Below are 15,854 nucleotides of genomic sequence, written 5' to 3' on the forward strand. Positions count from 1 at the left end.
CATCGGCCGGGCGGCGGCCACGACGTCGCGCTGCTCGACATCTTCTGGACCGCGATGGCGGGCTACGCGCACGCCCTGGCGGTGGCGCGGGCGGAGGGCATCACCGCGCGGGAGCTGGCACCGTTCGCCAAGGGTATCGGCGCGATCCTCCCACCGATCTTCGAAGGGACCGCGGAGGAGGTGGACGAAGGCACCTTCTCCGGTGAGGGGAACCCGGTCACCTCGGCGCTGTCGTCCATCAGCCATGTCGTCGAGACCTCCGAGGCCCACGGCATCGACGCCGGCGTGATGCGCGAGGTCGAGCGCCTGGCCCGCCGGGTCGTCGACCTGGGCCATGGCACAGACGGGTTCAGCCGAATCACCGAAGTCCTGGGCCGCCGCTGAGGGTCAGCCGGTGGGGGAGGCGGCTTCCCGGGCGTCCAGGAGTTCCTCCCAGTGCTCCTCCATCCAGGCGCAGGCGAAGTTCATCGGTTCCAGGAGGCTGCGGCCAAGGGGGGTCAGCGCGTACTCGACGTGCCGGGCAGGTCCGGGGCAGACCGTGCGGACGACGAATCCGTCCCGCTCCAGGGTTCGCAGGGACGCAGTCAGCACCTTGGCGGTGATGCCCCGGAGCGGAATCCGGAGTTCGGAGAACCGCCGGGGGCCCTCCTCAAGGCAACGGATGATCATCGCGGCCCATTTGTCACCCACGCGGATCGGCGACAGGCCGGACGGACAGACCGGGTCGAACATCTCCGGGTCCAGTGGCTTGGTCACCCTCTCACCGTACGCGGTATCCGGGAGGTAACCAGGGTTCCGGCTACCGTACCGGGCAATCAGCCGCTCTTCTGGATGTGAGGGACACATGGGCAAGATTGCGATTTTCGGTGCGGGTGGCCGGGCCGGCCGGGCAGCCGTCGAGGAGGCCCGTCGCCGCGGGCACCAGGTCACCGCGATCGTGCGGGACCCGGACGGGCACCGGGACCTGCAGACCGCGGGGGCCGACCCGGTGGCGGGCGACGTCACCGACGCCGGTGTCGTGGCCCGCCTCGCGACCGGCCACGACGCCGCGGTCGCGGCGGTCTACGACCCGCAGGCCGACCCCGGCGCCTTCTACCCGGCCACCTCCCGCGCCCTCCTGGACGGACTCGCCCAGGCGGGGGTGCACCGTCTGCTCGTCGTCGGGCTGGCGTCGATCCTGAAAACCGAATCCGGGGAACCCCTGATGGACACCCCCGGCTACCCGCAGGAGTATCGGACCTTCTACCTGGGGCACGCCGCCGGCGCGGCGGTGCTGGAGAACGCGGACACCCCGGTCGACTGGCTGGTGATCAGTCCCGCCGGTGACTTCGACCACCAGGGGGTACGCACCGGCCGGTACGCCGTGGCCCTCGGCGACGCCGCCGCCCGGATCTCCTACGCGGATCTGGCGGTCGCCCTGCTCGACGAGATCGACTCCCCGCGGCACCACCGGATCCATCTCGGCGTCAAGGACTCCTGATGGCCGAAGAGGTCTCCGACAGCCCGAGCGCCTGGGTGGCCCGGCACATCCGCCGCTTCATCGAGACGAACGGCCACCCCAGGCCCGGTGTGAACGACCTGCTGCTGACAACCCGAGGCCGCAAGACCGGCCGGCTCCGGCGCACCGCCCTGGTCTACGTGCGCGACGGCGACTCCTACGTCCTGGCCGCCTCCGACGCGGGGTCGGACCGGCACCCTTCCTGGTACCTGAACCTGCTGGACGATCCCGAGGTCGTCCTGGAGGTCGGCGGCGAGCGGTTCCCCGCCGTCGCACGCACCGCCACCCCCGAGGAGAAACCCAGACTGTGGCGGTCGATCGCCGCCGCGATGCCCTCCTACCAGGACTACCAGGACGCCACCGCCAGAGAGATCCCCGTTGTGGTCGTCGATCGCAGGGCGCCCTGACCTCGGATCGTCTACGGAGCTTATCGGCGGTGCGCGGTCAGGACAGGACCGCCTGGGCGATGGCGACCTGGACGGGCTGGAGCCCGACCTCGCCGTCTTCGACGTCCCACAGCGAGTTCTGCAGGACCCGGCCGAGCGTCCAGCCGACCGCGCGGTCGCGGTCCAGGCCGAGGGTCTCGACGAGCAGGTCGAAGCGGCGGAGCACGGCACGCCGTACGTCGCCGGTCGCCACGACCTCCTCCCACCGGTTGTCCAGGGCGGGAATCAGGTCGAACCCGGGGTCGCCGGAGAGGGGCTGCGGGTCGATGGCGAGCCAGGGTTCCCGCCCGGAGCCGGGGAGCGAGGCGAGGATGTTGTCGTAGTGCAGGTCCCAGTGGAGCAGCCGGTCGCCGCTCTCCCCGACCAGTTCGGACACGGCGGCGGCACAGGTGCGCAGCAGCTCGCGGTCGGCCGGGTCGGCCAGGGTCCGTACGGCCTGCGGCACCTGGTCGATCATGGCGACGGCGACGTCGGCCAGGCGGCGCACCCCCGCGGGAGCGGGGAGCGCGGTCAGCCGGGCCAGCAGTCCGGCGAGGATCGTCATCGCCTCGCCGTCGTCGGGCACCGTGGACAGCGGCCGGGCCGCGTCGAGGCGTTCCAGCAGCAGCGCCCCCGCCTCGGGATCCTCCTCCAGCAGGAGCACCGAGCCGTCGCCGTCCCAGGTGCGCAGCCCGGTCGCCTCGTCGGCGCTGTCCTCGTTGACCGTCCGGAGTTTGAGCACCGCCGGGACGCCGTCGTCGCGGACCACCGGCAAAACCAGGGCGGCCATGCCGTGGGCGGCCGGCCCGTCGACCCGCAGCCGCCAGTGGTCCAGGAAGTCGGCGGCCAGGCCGGGCAGGGCGGCCAGCCACTTCCGGCCGATCTCGCCCTGGTGCTTGACCAGATAGTCGGCGAGCGCCTCCGGTACCTCGATTACCGTGCGCAGGGGTATCGAACCTCCCTCTTCGTCCCGAAGGAGGCTATCCGTCACGGTTTCGCGGGTCCATCGATTAACGCGGTCAAGCGCTTGGGCGCCACCGTCCGGTAGGCGTCGACGACCAACTCCCCGATCTCGTCCCAGTCGACGGGATGCACGTCCAGCCGCACCCCGAGCCATCCGCGATGGCCCACATACGGCGGCACGAAGAACCGCTCCGGGTCCGCCTCCACCAGGGTCCGCGCCTCCCCGGGCGGGGCGGCGCACCAGAACCCGAACCGGTCGTCGTGATGGTGGTCGGAGAAGGTCACGAACGTCTTCTTGTCGCGGATGAACCAGGTCGGTTCCCCGTGACTGAGCCGCTCATTGGTCTCGGGCAGCGCGAGACAGATCTCCCGCAACCTCGTCAGCGCATCCACCACCGTACCTCCGGTCTTCTTTGACGGGCGGTACGGGCTGCGCCGCCCGATGTGATCCGCGCCGCGCGGATTCCCGCCGGATCGCCCGGGCGATCAGCCGAAATCATTCGCCCCACCCTAGCGACAAATCGCCCGTCAAGCCTCACCATGGACGGCACAGGAGGGGTCGCCCGCCCGCACTTCCCCGGCCGTAGACGTGGTGTCGCCCACGCGCACACGACGTCCCTGCCACGGCTGCGCCTGATCAGTACGGACATGTACCTCGGCTCTTTCCCCAGGAGACAGCGAGATGCGCGGACTCTGGACACTGACCAAGCTGGCGGCACTGCTGATCATCATCATCGTGGTGGCGACGAATACTCAGGTGTCCTGCACCACGAGTGTCGGGAACATTCCGGCAGGCCCGGCCGCCTGGCCGGAGCCCACCGCCTCACAGACTCCGGCACCGCCGGGCTACCGTGTCATCGGCTCGGCCGAACACGGAATCTGGATCACCGTGCCCGAGCGTTGGACGACGGTGAGCATGACCGACGGCGACCCCAAGAAGGCCATGGACAGCGCCGGGGTTCCCCACTCATATCGCGCCACCGTCGAGTCCGTCCTCCAGGCTTCGCCAGTGGGGCAATCCTTGGCCTCATTCGACATCACCCCTGAATCGTCGTCCGACAGGTTCCTCAGCACGGTGGTCGGGTTCTGTGTGCCGGTCGACGGTCGTCCCGGCGCCGGGCAACTCACGGAGTTCATCAAGGAGGCAACCAAGAACGAATCGATACAGCTGGGCACCATCGCAGTGCAGTCCGGCGCGGCGGTCCAGGGAACGATCGGCGTGTCCTACACCTTCGCGATCGGGGACCATAGTGGCAGCGGGGTGGTGATCGCCGTTCCTGCGAGTGGGAGGATGTGTCTCGTGTCGGCGATCGGTGGAACCAAACATGGGCCGGAGCTCTCCGGCATCGCCCACTCCGCCTGGGCGGTTTGATCCGCCTCCCGGTGAATGCCGGGGGCATGCTCGTCCCCTGCCGGTTGCCTCGGCTTGACGGGACCCTCAGGTCACCGTGCATGGCTGCGATATGGCCGTGTACTCAGGGAGCCATCAAACTCGCGCTGTGGGGACCAGGCTCGATCGTTTCCTGTATCAGCGGCCGATCGCCTCGGCCAGCAGGTCGACCTGGGCGGGATCGGGGTCGTTCCCCATGAAGATCAGCTCATCGCAGCCGATCCGGGCGAACCCCTCGATCGACGCCCTGATCTGTTCCGCAGTGGTGTGCGCGATGGAGACGCCGTACTCGGCGTACTCCTCCCCGGCGAAGGAGTAGTACGGCCCGATGGCCCGCGACACCGCCGCCTCGGCACCGGGCCCGAGCGCGTACATCACCGACGCGACCAGCCGGGGGGAACCCGGCCGACCGGCCTCGGCCCACGCCTGCCGGACGCTTGGGGCGAAACCCTGGAAGTCCTCGACGGTCGCGTCCCCGGCGATCCACCCTCCGCCGTGGGCGACGATACGGCGCAGCGTCGCGGCGGAGAAACCGCCGAACAGCAGGGGAGGCCCGCCCGGGGTGGCCGGGGGCGGGCCGACCGGATCGCCGTGCGACACCGCGGCCAGCCGCTCCAGCAGCAGGTCGAACCGCTTGCCCCGGACGCCGTAGTCCACCTCACCGGCGGTGAAGTCGTCCTCCCTGACCCCCGGGGCGAGGCCGAGCTGAAGCCGGCCCGGCCCGGCGAGCTGGTCCAGCGTGGTGACGGATTTGGCGAACAGCGCGTGGTTGGCGCGCAGCGGCGCCACGAGCACGCTGGTGAGGAGCCGGATCCGGGAGGTGGCGCCCGCCGCGGCCGCCAGCGTGATCAGCGGTTCCGGCGACGTCCACACCAGGCGGTCGCTGACGCTCAGGGTGGAGAACCCCCGCGCCTCCGCGCGGCGCGCCCACTCCACCAGGATCCTGCCCTCGGTCCAGGGAGCGTGGCCGGGTAACCCGATACCGATGTCCATTGCCGGATGTTCCTCTCGTGCGAACCGTGCGATGAGGCCGACCGCGGCGCCCACGGTCTCGCCGCGATCGGCCCTGGTCAGACATCCTGCAACCTCCACCGCACTGGAGATCAAGCGCGGCCCGGACACCGCTGTCCCGGTCCCCAGTGCACGACCGGCCGATGCCGGTACGGGCCGCGCCCGCGCCTCAGCGGTCACGCAGCAGGGGGTGGGCGCGCATCGCCACCTCAAGCTCGCCCGGCAGCTCGTCGCGGTAGCGGCCCAGCGTCGACAGATCGCTGTGACCCAGCACCCGCCGTACCGCGTCCATGTCGACCGCGTCCGCCAGCAGATGCGTGGCGGTGGTGTGCCGCAGCCCGTGCGGGGTGACGCTCCGCCTGCGCTCCGGCTCGACCTCCCGCCGGACCCGGTCGATCACCGCCTGCACATCGCCCCGGGCCAGCCGCCGCCCACGCCAGGACAGCAGCAGCGCCTTCTCGGCCGGCCCGGCCGCGGGCGGGCGCCGCCCCTCGGCCAGATAGGCGTCCAGCACCGCGGCGACGTCCTGGGGGAGCGGCACGTCCCTGGTCCGGCCGCCCTTGCCGAAGATCCGCCAGTAGCGGACCCCGTCCCCGGTGTAGAAGTCCTCCACGTTGGCCCGCACCAGCTCCGAGACCCGCGGGCCCACCGTGGTCAGCAGCAGCACGATCAGCGCGTCCCGCAGCCCCGTCCGCTGATCCCGCCGCCGTGGGCCGCCCGACTCGGCGCCGACGGCGATCGAGGACGCCGCCCCGATCAGCCCGGTGGCCTGCTCCCGGGTGAGGGCACGCCGCTCGGCGCGGAGCCCGCCGCGCTCCCGGGCGGTCACCGTCACCACCGTCATCGGATCGACCTGCACCCACCCGGCGCGCAGCGCGTGCTTGAACATCGCCGACACCGAACGGCGGAATCGCGCCTGCGACGTCGGGCTCTGCGTTCTCGGCTCGCCGGCCCCGTCCCGTCGCCTGCCGTCCGGTTTCCGGCCGAACGCCAGCAGCGCCGCGTCCACGTCCGGGCCGTCGAGGTCGTCCAGGACCCGCTCGGGGCCGGCGATCAGCGCGAACGTCAGCACGTCCCGGCTGTAGACCTCGGCGGTGGCCGGGGAGAGCGCGCCCGTGGTCGTCTTGGCGCGGACGAGTTCGAGATAGCGGTCGGCGGCCTCCTGGACGGTGATCCGGTTGAGTTGCACGGGTCGCATCCACCGAACGGTAGCGGCCCCCACCGACGTTTCTCACCGCCCCTCGGCAACCTTGACCCGATCCCGCCCATCCCCCCGGTGCCGGCCGGGCGCAGACCACCGACGGTTGCCGCACCGCCCGGCCTTCACCGAGGACGCGATACGGCCTGCGGCGCGTGCACCGTGGCGCGCGGGGAGGCTCCCTTCACGCGCGGACCAGGCAGAAGGGGTGGCCCGCCGGGTCGGCGTAGACCCCCCAGCCTCGCCCGGTGTCGGGTTCGAGCGGGACGGCGCCGAGCTCCAGCACCTGCTCGTGGGCCCGCCCGAGGTCGGGGACGCCGAAGTCCAGGTGGAACTGCTGCGGGTGGCCGGGGTCGGGCCAGCGCGGCGGCCGGTGGTCGGCCACCCGCTGGAAGGCGAGGACGACCCCGGAGTCCAGGTGCAGGGTCGACCACTCCTCGTCCACCGACCACTGACCGTCGGGCTTGTCGACGACGCCGCCGAGGATCGCCTGGTAGAACCGGGCGAGCCCGCCGGGGTCGGGGCAGTCCAGGACGACACACTGAAGGTTGGCGATCACGCGTGCTCCTCTCGTCGCCCCCATCTTCCCCCGCCGCCGCCCCCGGCGACCCCGGTCCCGGTACGGGCTGCGCCGCGGCGGCCGTACCGGGACCGGGGTCGTCGTGCCCGGCAGGGCCCGGACCGCGCGGTCCGGACCTGAGGGTCACTGGGTGACGGGCAGCCAGCGCCAGATGTCCGTGGCGTGGCCCGCGGCGATGGTCAGCTGGTTGTCCACACCGTGCTCGGTGAGGAACATGCGCTCGTTGACCAGCCTGGACTGGAACGAGTGGTTGCTCACGGCTATCCCGTCGGGCACGGCGCGCTCGCACCACAGGTAGCCGTCGTTGTTGGGGCGGAACGAGTTCAGCGTGACCCTGTTGCCGTTCAGCGGCTCCAGGCTTGCCCCCGTCGAGTTGAGGTACCTGCCGCCGTAGATCAGGTAGTTGCAGCTGTCACCCCCGGTCTGCCCCGCGGGGATCCTGGTGAACAGCTCGTTGGGCGCGTCGTGGTCGGTGGACAGGATCAGCGGGGTGTTCTCCGCGGTGTGGCCGCCGCTGACCTCGGCCACGAAGCGCAGCGGCGTGGCCGCGACCAGGCCGAGCTCGCCGACGTCCTGCATCTCCTGGGGACTCTGGAAGAACCAGCGCTGCTCGGCGGAGCCGTCGGCGGCGCGGCCGCGCAGGACGCCGCCTTGGGTGACGGCCGTCAGCATCTGGTCGGTGACCATGTTCTCCAGGGTCCAGGTGCCGTCGCCCTGGTAGACCGGCTGCCAGAGCTGGTCGGTCGACTCGCGCCACCACTGCGTCACCTGTGCCCCCGGGGTGCCGCCGTCCTGGCCCATGTAGTCCCCGGTGAGCCGGTTTACCAGGCGGTAGTAGCCGGGGAACTCGGGGTCGGGGTGGAGGTTCCAGGACTGCGACAGGGACTGACTCGAGGAGTACGACACGTCGCTGACGGTGCTGCCGCTCTGCGATGAGCCGGCGACGTGGGTGGTGCCGGCGTTGCGCAGCACGACCGCGTTCGACGGGCCGGGCACGGCCACCGCCGGCGGCGCGGGCGGGTTGTTGTCCGGCAGCCCGCCGATCTCGTAGAGGACGGGCAGGTGGTCGGAGTACATCACACTGTTCACCACGTCCGAGGCGATGACGTGCGGCGCGTTGCCGGCCGGCAGGACGGCGTAGTCCAGGCGCCGCTGCGGATTCATGGTCGGATGGGTCGGCGCCGGCGGGCCCTGGACCGTGAACTGTCCGGGGGCGAGGTTGTTCAGGGCGGTCTGCAGGGCGCCGGGCTCGCGGTTGAAGTCTCCCATGACGACCCAGTCCAGCGCCGCCCCGAAGGGGCCGGCGGCCTGCATCTGGATCCGGATCTGGTTCACCAGCCCCGCCATGTCGTTCCCGTTGCCGGAGAAGCCGTGCACGGTGAAGTAGACGACGCCGCCGATGTTCACCCCGAGCGCGGGCCTGCCGCCCATGGGCGAGGCGACCACGAAGATGTCTGCGGGCGCGACCCGGGTGCGGGTCGCGATGGCCATGTTGACCCGGTTGGGTGGGTTCGTCGGGGAGGTGTCGGTGTGCAGCCAGTACAGGTACCCCTGCGGCCGGCTGGCCGTCCCGCCGTAGTGGTACTCCCGGACCGGGGGGTGCGAGCCGTCCGCCCGGGCGAAGACGTTCTGCGCGATGTCGGTCAGGTGCGTGGCGCCGCCGGGCGGGGAGCCGGCCTCCTGCAGCAGGACGATCTCGGCATGGGTCTGCACGGCCAGCGGGAGCACCCCGTAGGTGTACTTGGACTCGTACTCGCCGCCTATGTTGGCCCATCCGCCGTAGGTACCCGCGCCCTGCATGTTCCAGGTCGCCACCTTGCGGGTGCCGTCCTGGCGGGGCTCGACCTGGCCGGCGTTGCGCAGGAACAGCGACGGCCGGTACCCGTCGACGCGGGTCACCACCCCCTGCCCGCCGTAGTTCAGGGTCTCCCGGCCGCTCCAGTCCGGGATGCCCTGCCCGCCCTGGCTCAGCGCCCGGAACACGCTCGGGTCGGCGTTGTCGGAACCGAACTGGAAGATGGTGCCGGCCTGCACGCCGGGACTGCCGAGCGAGTACGGCTCATAGGCCGTGAACGGCCCGCCCGGCGCGGTCTGCTTGATCAAGGTGTTGTTGTGGAAGACGTTCTGCGGCCCCGAGGAACCGGACCACTTGGCCGCCTTGGGGCCTGCCGCCCACCAGATCGGATACCAGGTCCCCGGCTCGGTGTCGCCGCCTTCCCCGCCGCAGTTGGCGGCGCAGTTGCCCGACCGGTGCGCGTACGGGATCCGCACCGTGTTCTGCTCGAACAGGTTGTAGCGCTCCCAGCCGCCGTGCAGGTTCAGGTCGGAGTCGAGGTCGTTGCGGAAGACCACGTTGCCGCTGGAGGACCACTGGAAGGTGAAGTGCCGCAGGTTCCTGCTGGTGTTGTAGGCGTACAGCGAGTCCCACACCCGGCTGCCCCGCAGGTAGCCGTTGCCGCCCTTGCCCTTGTTCCACGCCCCGTCGAAGGTGTTGCGCTCGATCTGCAGGTTGCGCGCCACCTCGGTGACGATCGGGTGCGAGCCGATCATCGTGAGGTTGAGCCCGCGCGCCCAGCTGTGGGCCGCCCACTTGAACAGGATGCCGTGCATCGCGTACTCCGGCGCCATGTTGCCGTAGTTGTTGACGGCGCTCGCGGGCGTCAGCGAGTAGGTGCCGCCGCCCAGCTTGGGCAGCCCCTCCATGTCCTGGGTCATCGCGAAGTTCTCGAACCCGACGCCCTCGACCACTTTCAGCGGGGTCACCTTGCTGACGTACGGCGTCTCGACGATCATCGGCTGCGAGCCGTCCGAGGTGGAGTCGACGGGCAGGTCGTACTCCAGCGGGCGGTCCAGCGTGACGGTCTTGGCGGCCGCGTCCTTGCGGACGATCCGGAACATCTGCTGGCGCATGTGCAGGTTCTCCATATGGCTCTGGTCGGTGACGCCCTGCTGCGCGTAGAAGTTGCGGCTGTTGGCGGCGCCGACCCAGAGGTAGCCGCCGACGCTGAACTTGTTCATGTCGGCGTTGGAGACCAGTTGCACGACGCTCTGCCCCTGCCGGGCGGAGAACCCCGGATCGCCGGCGCGGGCGGCCAGTTTGATGCCGGACGCCCAGTGCTGGTTGACGCTTCCCTCGAACAGGTCCTTGCGGTTGGCCGGCGCCGCCTGCCACTCGTTCTCGTACCTGGTCGCCACGTCGCGGGTCTGCACCCGGAACAGCGCGCGCCCCGGCCAGATCCACCCGCCCTTGCCGACGTCGTTGCCGCTGCCGAACTCCATGCCGTCCTGGTTCCAGCGGCTGCCGTCCGCGGTCACCGTGTCGTAGCGGGTGTTGACGTCGGGCCGGAACACCAGCTGGGTGCCGCCGGCGCCGGACCCCTGCCCGCGCAGGATCAGAAAGCCGGCGTCGGCGTAGATCTGCCGGGACACGTCGACCCGGCCGGCCGGCAGCGTGATCAGCGACAGCCGGTGGAAGTTGGCCTGCGGCGAGCACTGGCTCTTGATCTGGTCGATGGCGTTCTGCAGCCCCGTGGTGTCGTCCACCCCGTCGTCCGGGACCACCCCGAAGCCGGACGCCAGCTGCTGCGGGGTGATCCGGCAGGAGGCGTTGCCGGTGATCTGGCCGTCACCCGGAAGCCGCTGGCCGCCGAGATACCCCACCCGCGACCAGTTCGGTAGCCCGGCGGGAGGTATGACGCGATTGTCGAGACTGAGATCCGGATCGGAGGAGGAGAAGGCGGGCGCCTGTATCGCGGATGAGACCTGTACCGCGGAGGAGAACAGGATGAGCATGCCGACTAGGGCGGCGGCCAAACGTGGAGAGCGTTTCACACGACCTCTATTCCGCTCATGGGACGATGATGCGAGTGCGCGAGGAGTCGCCCGATCGGCTTCCGGGCCGACTTTCCCCATGGCCCGGCGTCGTCGAGCACGACCGGAACACACCGTCCCCGCAGCGGTGACCGGCTGCAACGAGGCGCGCTCCCCGTCCGCCGGGGATCAGACGCCGACCTTGGTACTCCGGCGAGCCGCCCGGGGACGGATGCACCGCGCGCCGGTGGGGCGGTGCCGGCCCGCCCCTCTCCGCGGCCGTGACCTGCGGTGGGTCGGGACTCGGCACCCGGCCTGCGCCGTTCAGGTGGCAGGCGGGAGCACCGGGCCCGTTGTCACCGGGCGGCGACCGCGGCGGCGGCTTGGACGATGACCGCGGCCACCGCGGCCGGGTCGGACACATAGACGGCGTGGCTGCCGGGGCTCTCGGTCACGGTGGAGCCCGCTCGCCCGGCCATGGCGCGCTGTACGGGCGGGGGGATCATCCGGTCCTCCGTCGCCACCAGGTACCAGCTGGGCTTGATCCGCCAGGCGGGCTCGGCGACCGCTCCGCGCAGCGCGTCCACGCCCCAGGGCACCTGGGAGTCGGCCATGAACGCGGCCTGCTCGGCAGGCAGATCCCCGGCGAACGAGGCGGGGAACCTCTCGCGGTCCAGCAACAGGAATCCGTTCACCGGCGGCAGGATCGGCGGGACCGGCGCCCCCGGCGGCGGGTCGGCGATCAGCGAGTTCACCGACTCGCCCTTGTCGGGTGCGAAGGCCGCGATGTAGACCAGGGCCGCCACATCGTCGTGGGTGCCCGCCTCGGTGACGACCACCCCGCCGTAGGAGTGGCCCACCAGGACCACCGGACCGTCCTGGGCGTCGATGACCTGCCGGGTCGCCGCCACGTCGCCCTCCAGCGACAGGGTCGGGTTCTGCACGACGGCCACGTTGTAGCCGTCCTTCCTCAGCAGGTGGTAGACACCCTGCCAGCCGGACCCGTCCACGAACCCGCCGTGCACCAGGACGACTCTCGGGGTCGCCGAGTCTGTACCCATGCTGTGCTCCCTCGCCGATGAGACGCCGTGGACATCGGCACTCACGCTAGGTCGCCGGGCAAAGGCGCGATTGAGTCATTTGACTCGGATCCCTCGGTAGGCCGGCGCGGCAAGGCTAGGTGTCGAGGCCCGCGAGTCGCCGTTCCTCCGGCGATCCGGTCAGCGCGTCGCGAAGTGCGGCCCGGGAGGCGACGCCGAGCTTGGGAAACAGCTGGTACAGGTGATTGGCGACGGTGCGCGGAGACAGGAAGAGCCGTTCGCCGATCTGCTTGTTGGTCAGCCCGGCGGCCGCGAGCATGGCGATCTCCTGCTGCTGGGGGGTGAGCGAGGCCATCCCCGCGGCCCCGCCCGGCCCGACGGGCAGGCCGGTTGCCCGCAGCTCGGTGCTCGCCCTGGCCGTCCACGGCCGGGCGTCCAGGCTGCGGAAGGTGTCGAGCGCGGCGGCCAGCTGGGTGCGGGCCTGGCCGGTGGCCTTGTCGCGGCGCAGCCGCTCACCGTAGACGAGCTGCAGGCGGGCCCGCTCGAACGGCCAGCGCTCCGCGCCGGCGATGGCGAGCGCGTTCTGAAACAACCGGCTGTACCGCCCGTCGGGGGCGACCATGGCCGCCGTGGCGCCGGCGACCATGGCCAGCCGCGGCGAGATCACGGCCAGCCCCGCCCGGTCCACGGCGGCGGCGTGCGCGGCCGCCTCGGCGTGGCGGCCGGCCCGCACGGCGGCCTCGACCAGGTCCGTGATGCTCCACAGCGCGTGCGGGAGGTGCGAGGCCAGCACACCCGGCGGGCTGATGGCGGCGGACCGCCGGTAGGCGTCCTCGAAATCGCCCCGGCCCAGCGCCACCAGGGCGGTGATCTGCCAGGCGTAGGCCAGGAGCGCGTGGGCTCGTCGCGGGGTCGCCCACCGGGTTATCCGATCGGCCAGCGCCGTCGCGGTGTCCTCCTGCCCGCGCGCCGCGGCCAGCATCGCCTTCAGGTAGACCCCGGGCCAGGCCGTCAGCCGGTAGCCGTGCGTGTCGCACAGCGCCAGGCCCTCGTCGACGACCTGCTCCATCTCCTCCCACTGGCCGGCGAGGAAGGCGTCGTTGCCCAGCAGGAACAGCGCTTCGATCGCCGAGGTGACGGCTCCGCCGTCGCGGCCGTGGCCGACCACGCGCCACAACCCCTCGCGGCACCGTCCCAGCCGGTCGACGTAGGAGGCGGCGACGCCGACGCGGGAGATGCGCTCGGGGATGAGCTCCTGGTTCAGGTCCGCGATGACCGTGTCCAGCCGGTCGAGCACCGGCGGCGCCAGGCGGGCCGGATCGGAGAACGTCTTGCCGAGGATGTCCAGCAGCTCGGGAGGCGCCGGCCTGAGGCGCCCCATCGCCGCGTGGAAGGGTTCCCACAACTCGGCGCGTCCGCCGTAGAAGCACACCATGAGCAGCGTGTACAGGCTCTGGATCAGCGGCTTGCTCCGGACGTCGCCGGGGTCGGCCTGCATCTCCATCGCACCGACCAGCAGGCGGTGGGCGCTGTCCACATCACCGTCTCCGTTGAGCAGGTGGTAGGCGTCGGCGACCGCGGTGAGCAGCGACTCGCCTCGCCGGTCGGTGCGGCGGGCCTGCTCCAGCAGGCGCGGCGCGGCGCGTAGGTCACCGTTGGCGATCGCGCCGATGTAGGCGGCTTCGCTCAGCCGTCCGGCCCGGCCGGGGCCGGCCGGGCTCAACTCGGCCGCGCGTAGGAGCAGCGTGACGGCCCGGACGCCGTCGCCACGGCACAGGTTGGCGTACGCCACGGCCTGCAGCAGTGCGGCGACCTCCTCATCGGGTCCGACGGCCGCTTCGGCCAGGTGCCAGGCCCGCCGTTCCCGTTGGTCGGCGAGGCGCTCGGCGAGGAGCCGGTGCGCCCGGCGGCGCTGCTCACCCGTGGACGACTCCACCACCGCCGAGCCGATCAGCGGATGGCGGAAAAGCAGCCTCCCGCCTTGCTCGAATCGGACCAGCCGCGCCCGTTCCGCGGGGGCCAGCACGTCTCCCGCGTCCGGGACGTCCAGGACTCCGGTCCCGTCCAGGACGGCGAGCAGCAGCAGGTCGTACGTCGCAGCCGGCAGATCTCTGATCCGTGCGGCGAACACCGCCTGCAGGCGCCTGCCGAGCGGCAGAACCGGGGGCAGCGCGCCGCTTGAGAGCCGTTGGAGGTCGCCGAGCGCCACCGGCAACTCCAGCAAGGCCAGCGGGTTTCCCTGAGCATCGGCCAGGAGCCGCTGCCGGGTCCGGGGGGCCAGCGCCGGGAAACGGGCTTTCAGCAGCGCCGCGGCGTCCCGCTCGTCCAGCGGCTGCACCTCGTAGCCGGGCAATCCGCCGTGTTCGAAGAAGCCCTCCTCGCCCGAGCGGGACGCCGCGAGCAGTCCGACTGCACTGCCGGTGAGTCGGCGTGCCACAAAGCCCAGAACGACGGCGCTGGCCCGGTCCAGCCACGCGATGTCGTCGACGACGACCAGGAGCGGACGGGCGGCGGCGGCCTGGCGTAGGAGGACAAGAGCCGCGTTGGCCACCAGGAGCTGCCCTGGCGGCGCTCCTTCACCCAGCCCCAAGGCGACGCTCAGCGCCCGCTCGTGTACCGGGGTCAAGGTCGGCAGGTCCGCAAGCAGCGGGTGCAGGACATGGTGGAGGCCGGCGAAGCTCACCTCGGCCTCGAACTGCGAGCCGGAGGCACGCAACACCCGGTGGCCGGCCGCCAGCCCCCGCGCCGCGGCGACCTCCAGCAGCACAGACTTGCCGACCCCGGCCTCGCCCAGCAGGATGAACGCGCCGCCCTGGACTGCGGCCCGGTCGACGAAGTCGCCGATCCGGGCGATGTCCCGTTCGCGGCCGATCAGCGATTCCGCCGGATCGTTGATCGGCGAACCATGACCGAAGGGTGGTTTCCCTCCCATAATCGAACCCACGGGTTTGACCTTACGCGCGGGCGGCTGTCAGGGCGAGATGCCCTCCTCCGAGCCGGCACTCCATGCGCGGTTGACGCGGTCCGTGCCTGGGCAGCGGCACATGGCCCGGATGAGGCGGCTGGTCGCCTTCGCCGCCCGGCGCATCGACCCTCCGGGCGACGCCGAGAACATCGTGCAAGAGGTGTTCCTGTTCTGTCAGGACGGGTCTTTCTCAGCCAGCACCGCCGTCACCCCTCCGATCCCGGGGAAGTCCGCCGTGATGCTGTCGCCCGGCGCGATCGTGATGGCCCTGGTGATGGAGCCGGACAGCACGACCTGACCTGGCTCCAGCGACACCCCCAGCGCACCGATGGCGTTTGCCAGCCAGGCCAGAGCGTTGAACGGTGTACCGAGGACTGCCGTTCCTGTGCCGGTTTCGGTGACCACGCCGTTCCTGATCAGCGCGCAGTTCGCGGATCGCAGGTCGACGTCTGCCGGATCGATCGGCGTGCTTCCGAGGATCGCCGCCCCAGACGATGCGTTGTCGGCAATCGTGTCGACGATCGAGATCTTCCAGTCCTGAATCCGGGAGTCGACGATTTCAAGTGCCGGCAGCAGGTATTGCACCGACCTGCCGGCGTCGTCGACAGTCACGCCGGGTCCCCGGAGAGGGGCGCCTAGGACGAAGGCGATCTCCGGCTCGATCCGAGGCTGGATGAACCCGCGAGCGGGGATCGGTCGGTGCTCCGGGTGGAACATGCTTGTGGTCAGATGGCCGTAGTCCGGCTCGTGGACGCCCATCTGCCGCTGGATCGCGGCCGAGACGAGGCCGATCTTGTGGCCGCGGACCTGGTCTCCGGCATCGGTCCAGGACCGCACCTGCTCCTGCTGGATCCGGTAGGCGTCGGAGATGGTCGCGCCGGGGTAGGTGGTGCTCAAGGGAGGAATCGGTGTGCCCGACCGGTAGACGTCGAGCAGCGCGGCGGCCGCCTCTCGGACCTCAGAAGGCCTCATCA

At 71.3% G+C, this 15,854-nt stretch carries 14 protein-coding genes; 4 read left to right on the forward strand and 10 right to left on the reverse strand.

All coding sequences use genetic code 11. The annotated features are described in order from the left end of the window. Nucleotides 1-54 precede the first annotated feature (54 nt). The gene (locus RUR_RS17105) at nt 55-384 is read left to right on the forward strand and encodes an imine reductase family protein (protein ID WP_283137076.1); all 330 of its coding nucleotides are present in this window, start codon (nt 55-57) and stop codon (nt 382-384) included. Nucleotides 385-387: 3 nt separating this feature from the next. On the opposite strand, the gene RUR_RS17110 is transcribed toward RUR_RS17105, so the two are convergent. Further along, nucleotides 388-756 (reverse strand): winged helix-turn-helix transcriptional regulator, encoded by a 369-nt coding sequence (locus tag RUR_RS17110; protein WP_283136062.1) that lies wholly within the window; start codon nt 754-756, stop codon nt 388-390. Between the two features lie 88 nt (nt 757-844). On the opposite strand from RUR_RS17110, the gene RUR_RS17115 reads away from it, so the two are divergent. Further along, nucleotides 845-1,480 (forward strand): NAD(P)-dependent oxidoreductase, encoded by a 636-nt coding sequence (locus RUR_RS17115; protein WP_283136063.1) that lies wholly within the window; start codon nt 845-847, stop codon nt 1,478-1,480. Next, complete coding sequence (locus RUR_RS17120) at nt 1,480-1,905, forward strand: nitroreductase family deazaflavin-dependent oxidoreductase (protein WP_283136064.1); 426 nt, start codon at nt 1,480-1,482, stop codon at nt 1,903-1,905. The genes RUR_RS17115 and RUR_RS17120 overlap by 1 nt, the downstream gene beginning before the upstream one ends. A 37-nt stretch (nt 1,906-1,942) precedes the next feature. Here the strand turns inward: RUR_RS17120 and RUR_RS17125 are convergent, their stop codons facing one another. Together RUR_RS17125 and RUR_RS17130 are read right to left on the reverse strand one after the other, a co-directional pair. Then, nucleotides 1,943-2,875, reverse strand: coding sequence for an aminoglycoside phosphotransferase family protein (locus tag RUR_RS17125; protein WP_428847012.1), 933 nt, complete (start codon nt 2,873-2,875; stop codon nt 1,943-1,945). Between the two features lie 35 nt (nt 2,876-2,910). After that, entirely contained in the window at nt 2,911-3,279 is a 369-nt protein-coding gene (locus tag RUR_RS17130; RefSeq protein ID WP_283136066.1) for an MmcQ/YjbR family DNA-binding protein, read from the reverse strand. Nucleotides 3,280-3,568: 289 nt separating this feature from the next. Between RUR_RS17130 and RUR_RS17135 the strand changes: the two genes are divergently transcribed. After that, the gene (locus tag RUR_RS17135; RefSeq protein WP_283136067.1) at nt 3,569-4,258 is read left to right on the forward strand and encodes a hypothetical protein; all 690 of its coding nucleotides are present in this window, start codon (nt 3,569-3,571) and stop codon (nt 4,256-4,258) included. Between the two features lie 156 nt (nt 4,259-4,414). Here RUR_RS17135 and RUR_RS17140 read toward each other — a convergent pair whose 3' ends face one another. From RUR_RS17140 to RUR_RS17170, 7 genes are all read right to left on the reverse strand, one after another. Beyond that, nucleotides 4,415-5,269: an LLM class flavin-dependent oxidoreductase gene (locus RUR_RS17140; RefSeq protein WP_283136068.1), complete on the reverse strand. Its 855-nt coding sequence runs from the start codon at nt 5,267-5,269 to the stop codon at nt 4,415-4,417. A 187-nt stretch (nt 5,270-5,456) separates the two neighbouring features. Further along, nucleotides 5,457-6,485 (reverse strand): tyrosine-type recombinase/integrase, encoded by a 1,029-nt coding sequence (locus RUR_RS17145; RefSeq protein WP_283136069.1) that lies wholly within the window; start codon nt 6,483-6,485, stop codon nt 5,457-5,459. A gap of 184 nt (nt 6,486-6,669) precedes the next feature. Then, a complete protein-coding gene (locus RUR_RS17150; RefSeq protein ID WP_283136070.1) occupies nt 6,670-7,044 on the reverse strand; it encodes a VOC family protein in 375 nt (124 codons plus the stop codon). A gap of 144 nt (nt 7,045-7,188) precedes the next feature. Next, on the reverse strand, nt 7,189-10,878 hold the full coding sequence (locus RUR_RS17155) for an RICIN domain-containing protein (protein ID WP_283136071.1): 3,690 nt from the start codon (nt 10,876-10,878) through the stop codon (nt 7,189-7,191). 353 nt (nt 10,879-11,231) lie between these two features. Beyond that, nucleotides 11,232-11,936, reverse strand: a complete 705-nt coding sequence (locus tag RUR_RS17160; RefSeq protein WP_283136072.1) for an alpha/beta hydrolase — start codon at nt 11,934-11,936, stop codon at nt 11,232-11,234. A gap of 115 nt (nt 11,937-12,051) precedes the next feature. Then, nucleotides 12,052-14,859: a helix-turn-helix transcriptional regulator gene (locus tag RUR_RS17165; RefSeq protein ID WP_283136073.1), complete on the reverse strand. Its 2,808-nt coding sequence runs from the start codon at nt 14,857-14,859 to the stop codon at nt 12,052-12,054. A gap of 195 nt (nt 14,860-15,054) precedes the next feature. Continuing rightward, entirely contained in the window at nt 15,055-15,852 is a 798-nt protein-coding gene (locus RUR_RS17170; protein ID WP_283136074.1) for a 2-keto-4-pentenoate hydratase, read from the reverse strand. Nucleotides 15,853-15,854 lie beyond the last annotated feature (2 nt).

This window comes from Rhizohabitans arisaemae, assembly GCF_025996515.1.
Lineage (GTDB): Bacteria > Actinomycetota > Actinomycetes > Streptosporangiales > Streptosporangiaceae > Rhizohabitans > Rhizohabitans arisaemae.

Excerpts from the sequence above, each read along its gene's own strand:
- RUR_RS17115 (WP_283136063.1), top strand. The coding sequence starts at position 845 with ATGGGCAAGATTGCGATTTTCGGTGCGGGTGGCCGGGCCGGCCGGGCA.
- RUR_RS17160 (WP_283136072.1), bottom strand. The coding sequence starts at position 11,936 with ATGGGTACAGACTCGGCGACCCCGAGAGTCGTCCTGGTGCACGGCGGG.
- RUR_RS17140 (WP_283136068.1), bottom strand. The coding sequence starts at position 5,269 with ATGGACATCGGTATCGGGTTACCCGGCCACGCTCCCTGGACCGAGGGC.
- RUR_RS17170 (WP_283136074.1), bottom strand. The coding sequence starts at position 15,852 with ATGAGGCCTTCTGAGGTCCGAGAGGCGGCCGCCGCGCTGCTCGACGTC.
- RUR_RS17105 (WP_283137076.1), top strand. The coding sequence starts at position 55 with ATGGCGGGCTACGCGCACGCCCTGGCGGTGGCGCGGGCGGAGGGCATC.
- RUR_RS17135 (WP_283136067.1), top strand. The coding sequence starts at position 3,569 with ATGCGCGGACTCTGGACACTGACCAAGCTGGCGGCACTGCTGATCATC.
- RUR_RS17145 (WP_283136069.1), bottom strand. The coding sequence starts at position 6,485 with ATGCGACCCGTGCAACTCAACCGGATCACCGTCCAGGAGGCCGCCGAC.
- RUR_RS17120 (WP_283136064.1), top strand. The coding sequence starts at position 1,480 with ATGGCCGAAGAGGTCTCCGACAGCCCGAGCGCCTGGGTGGCCCGGCAC.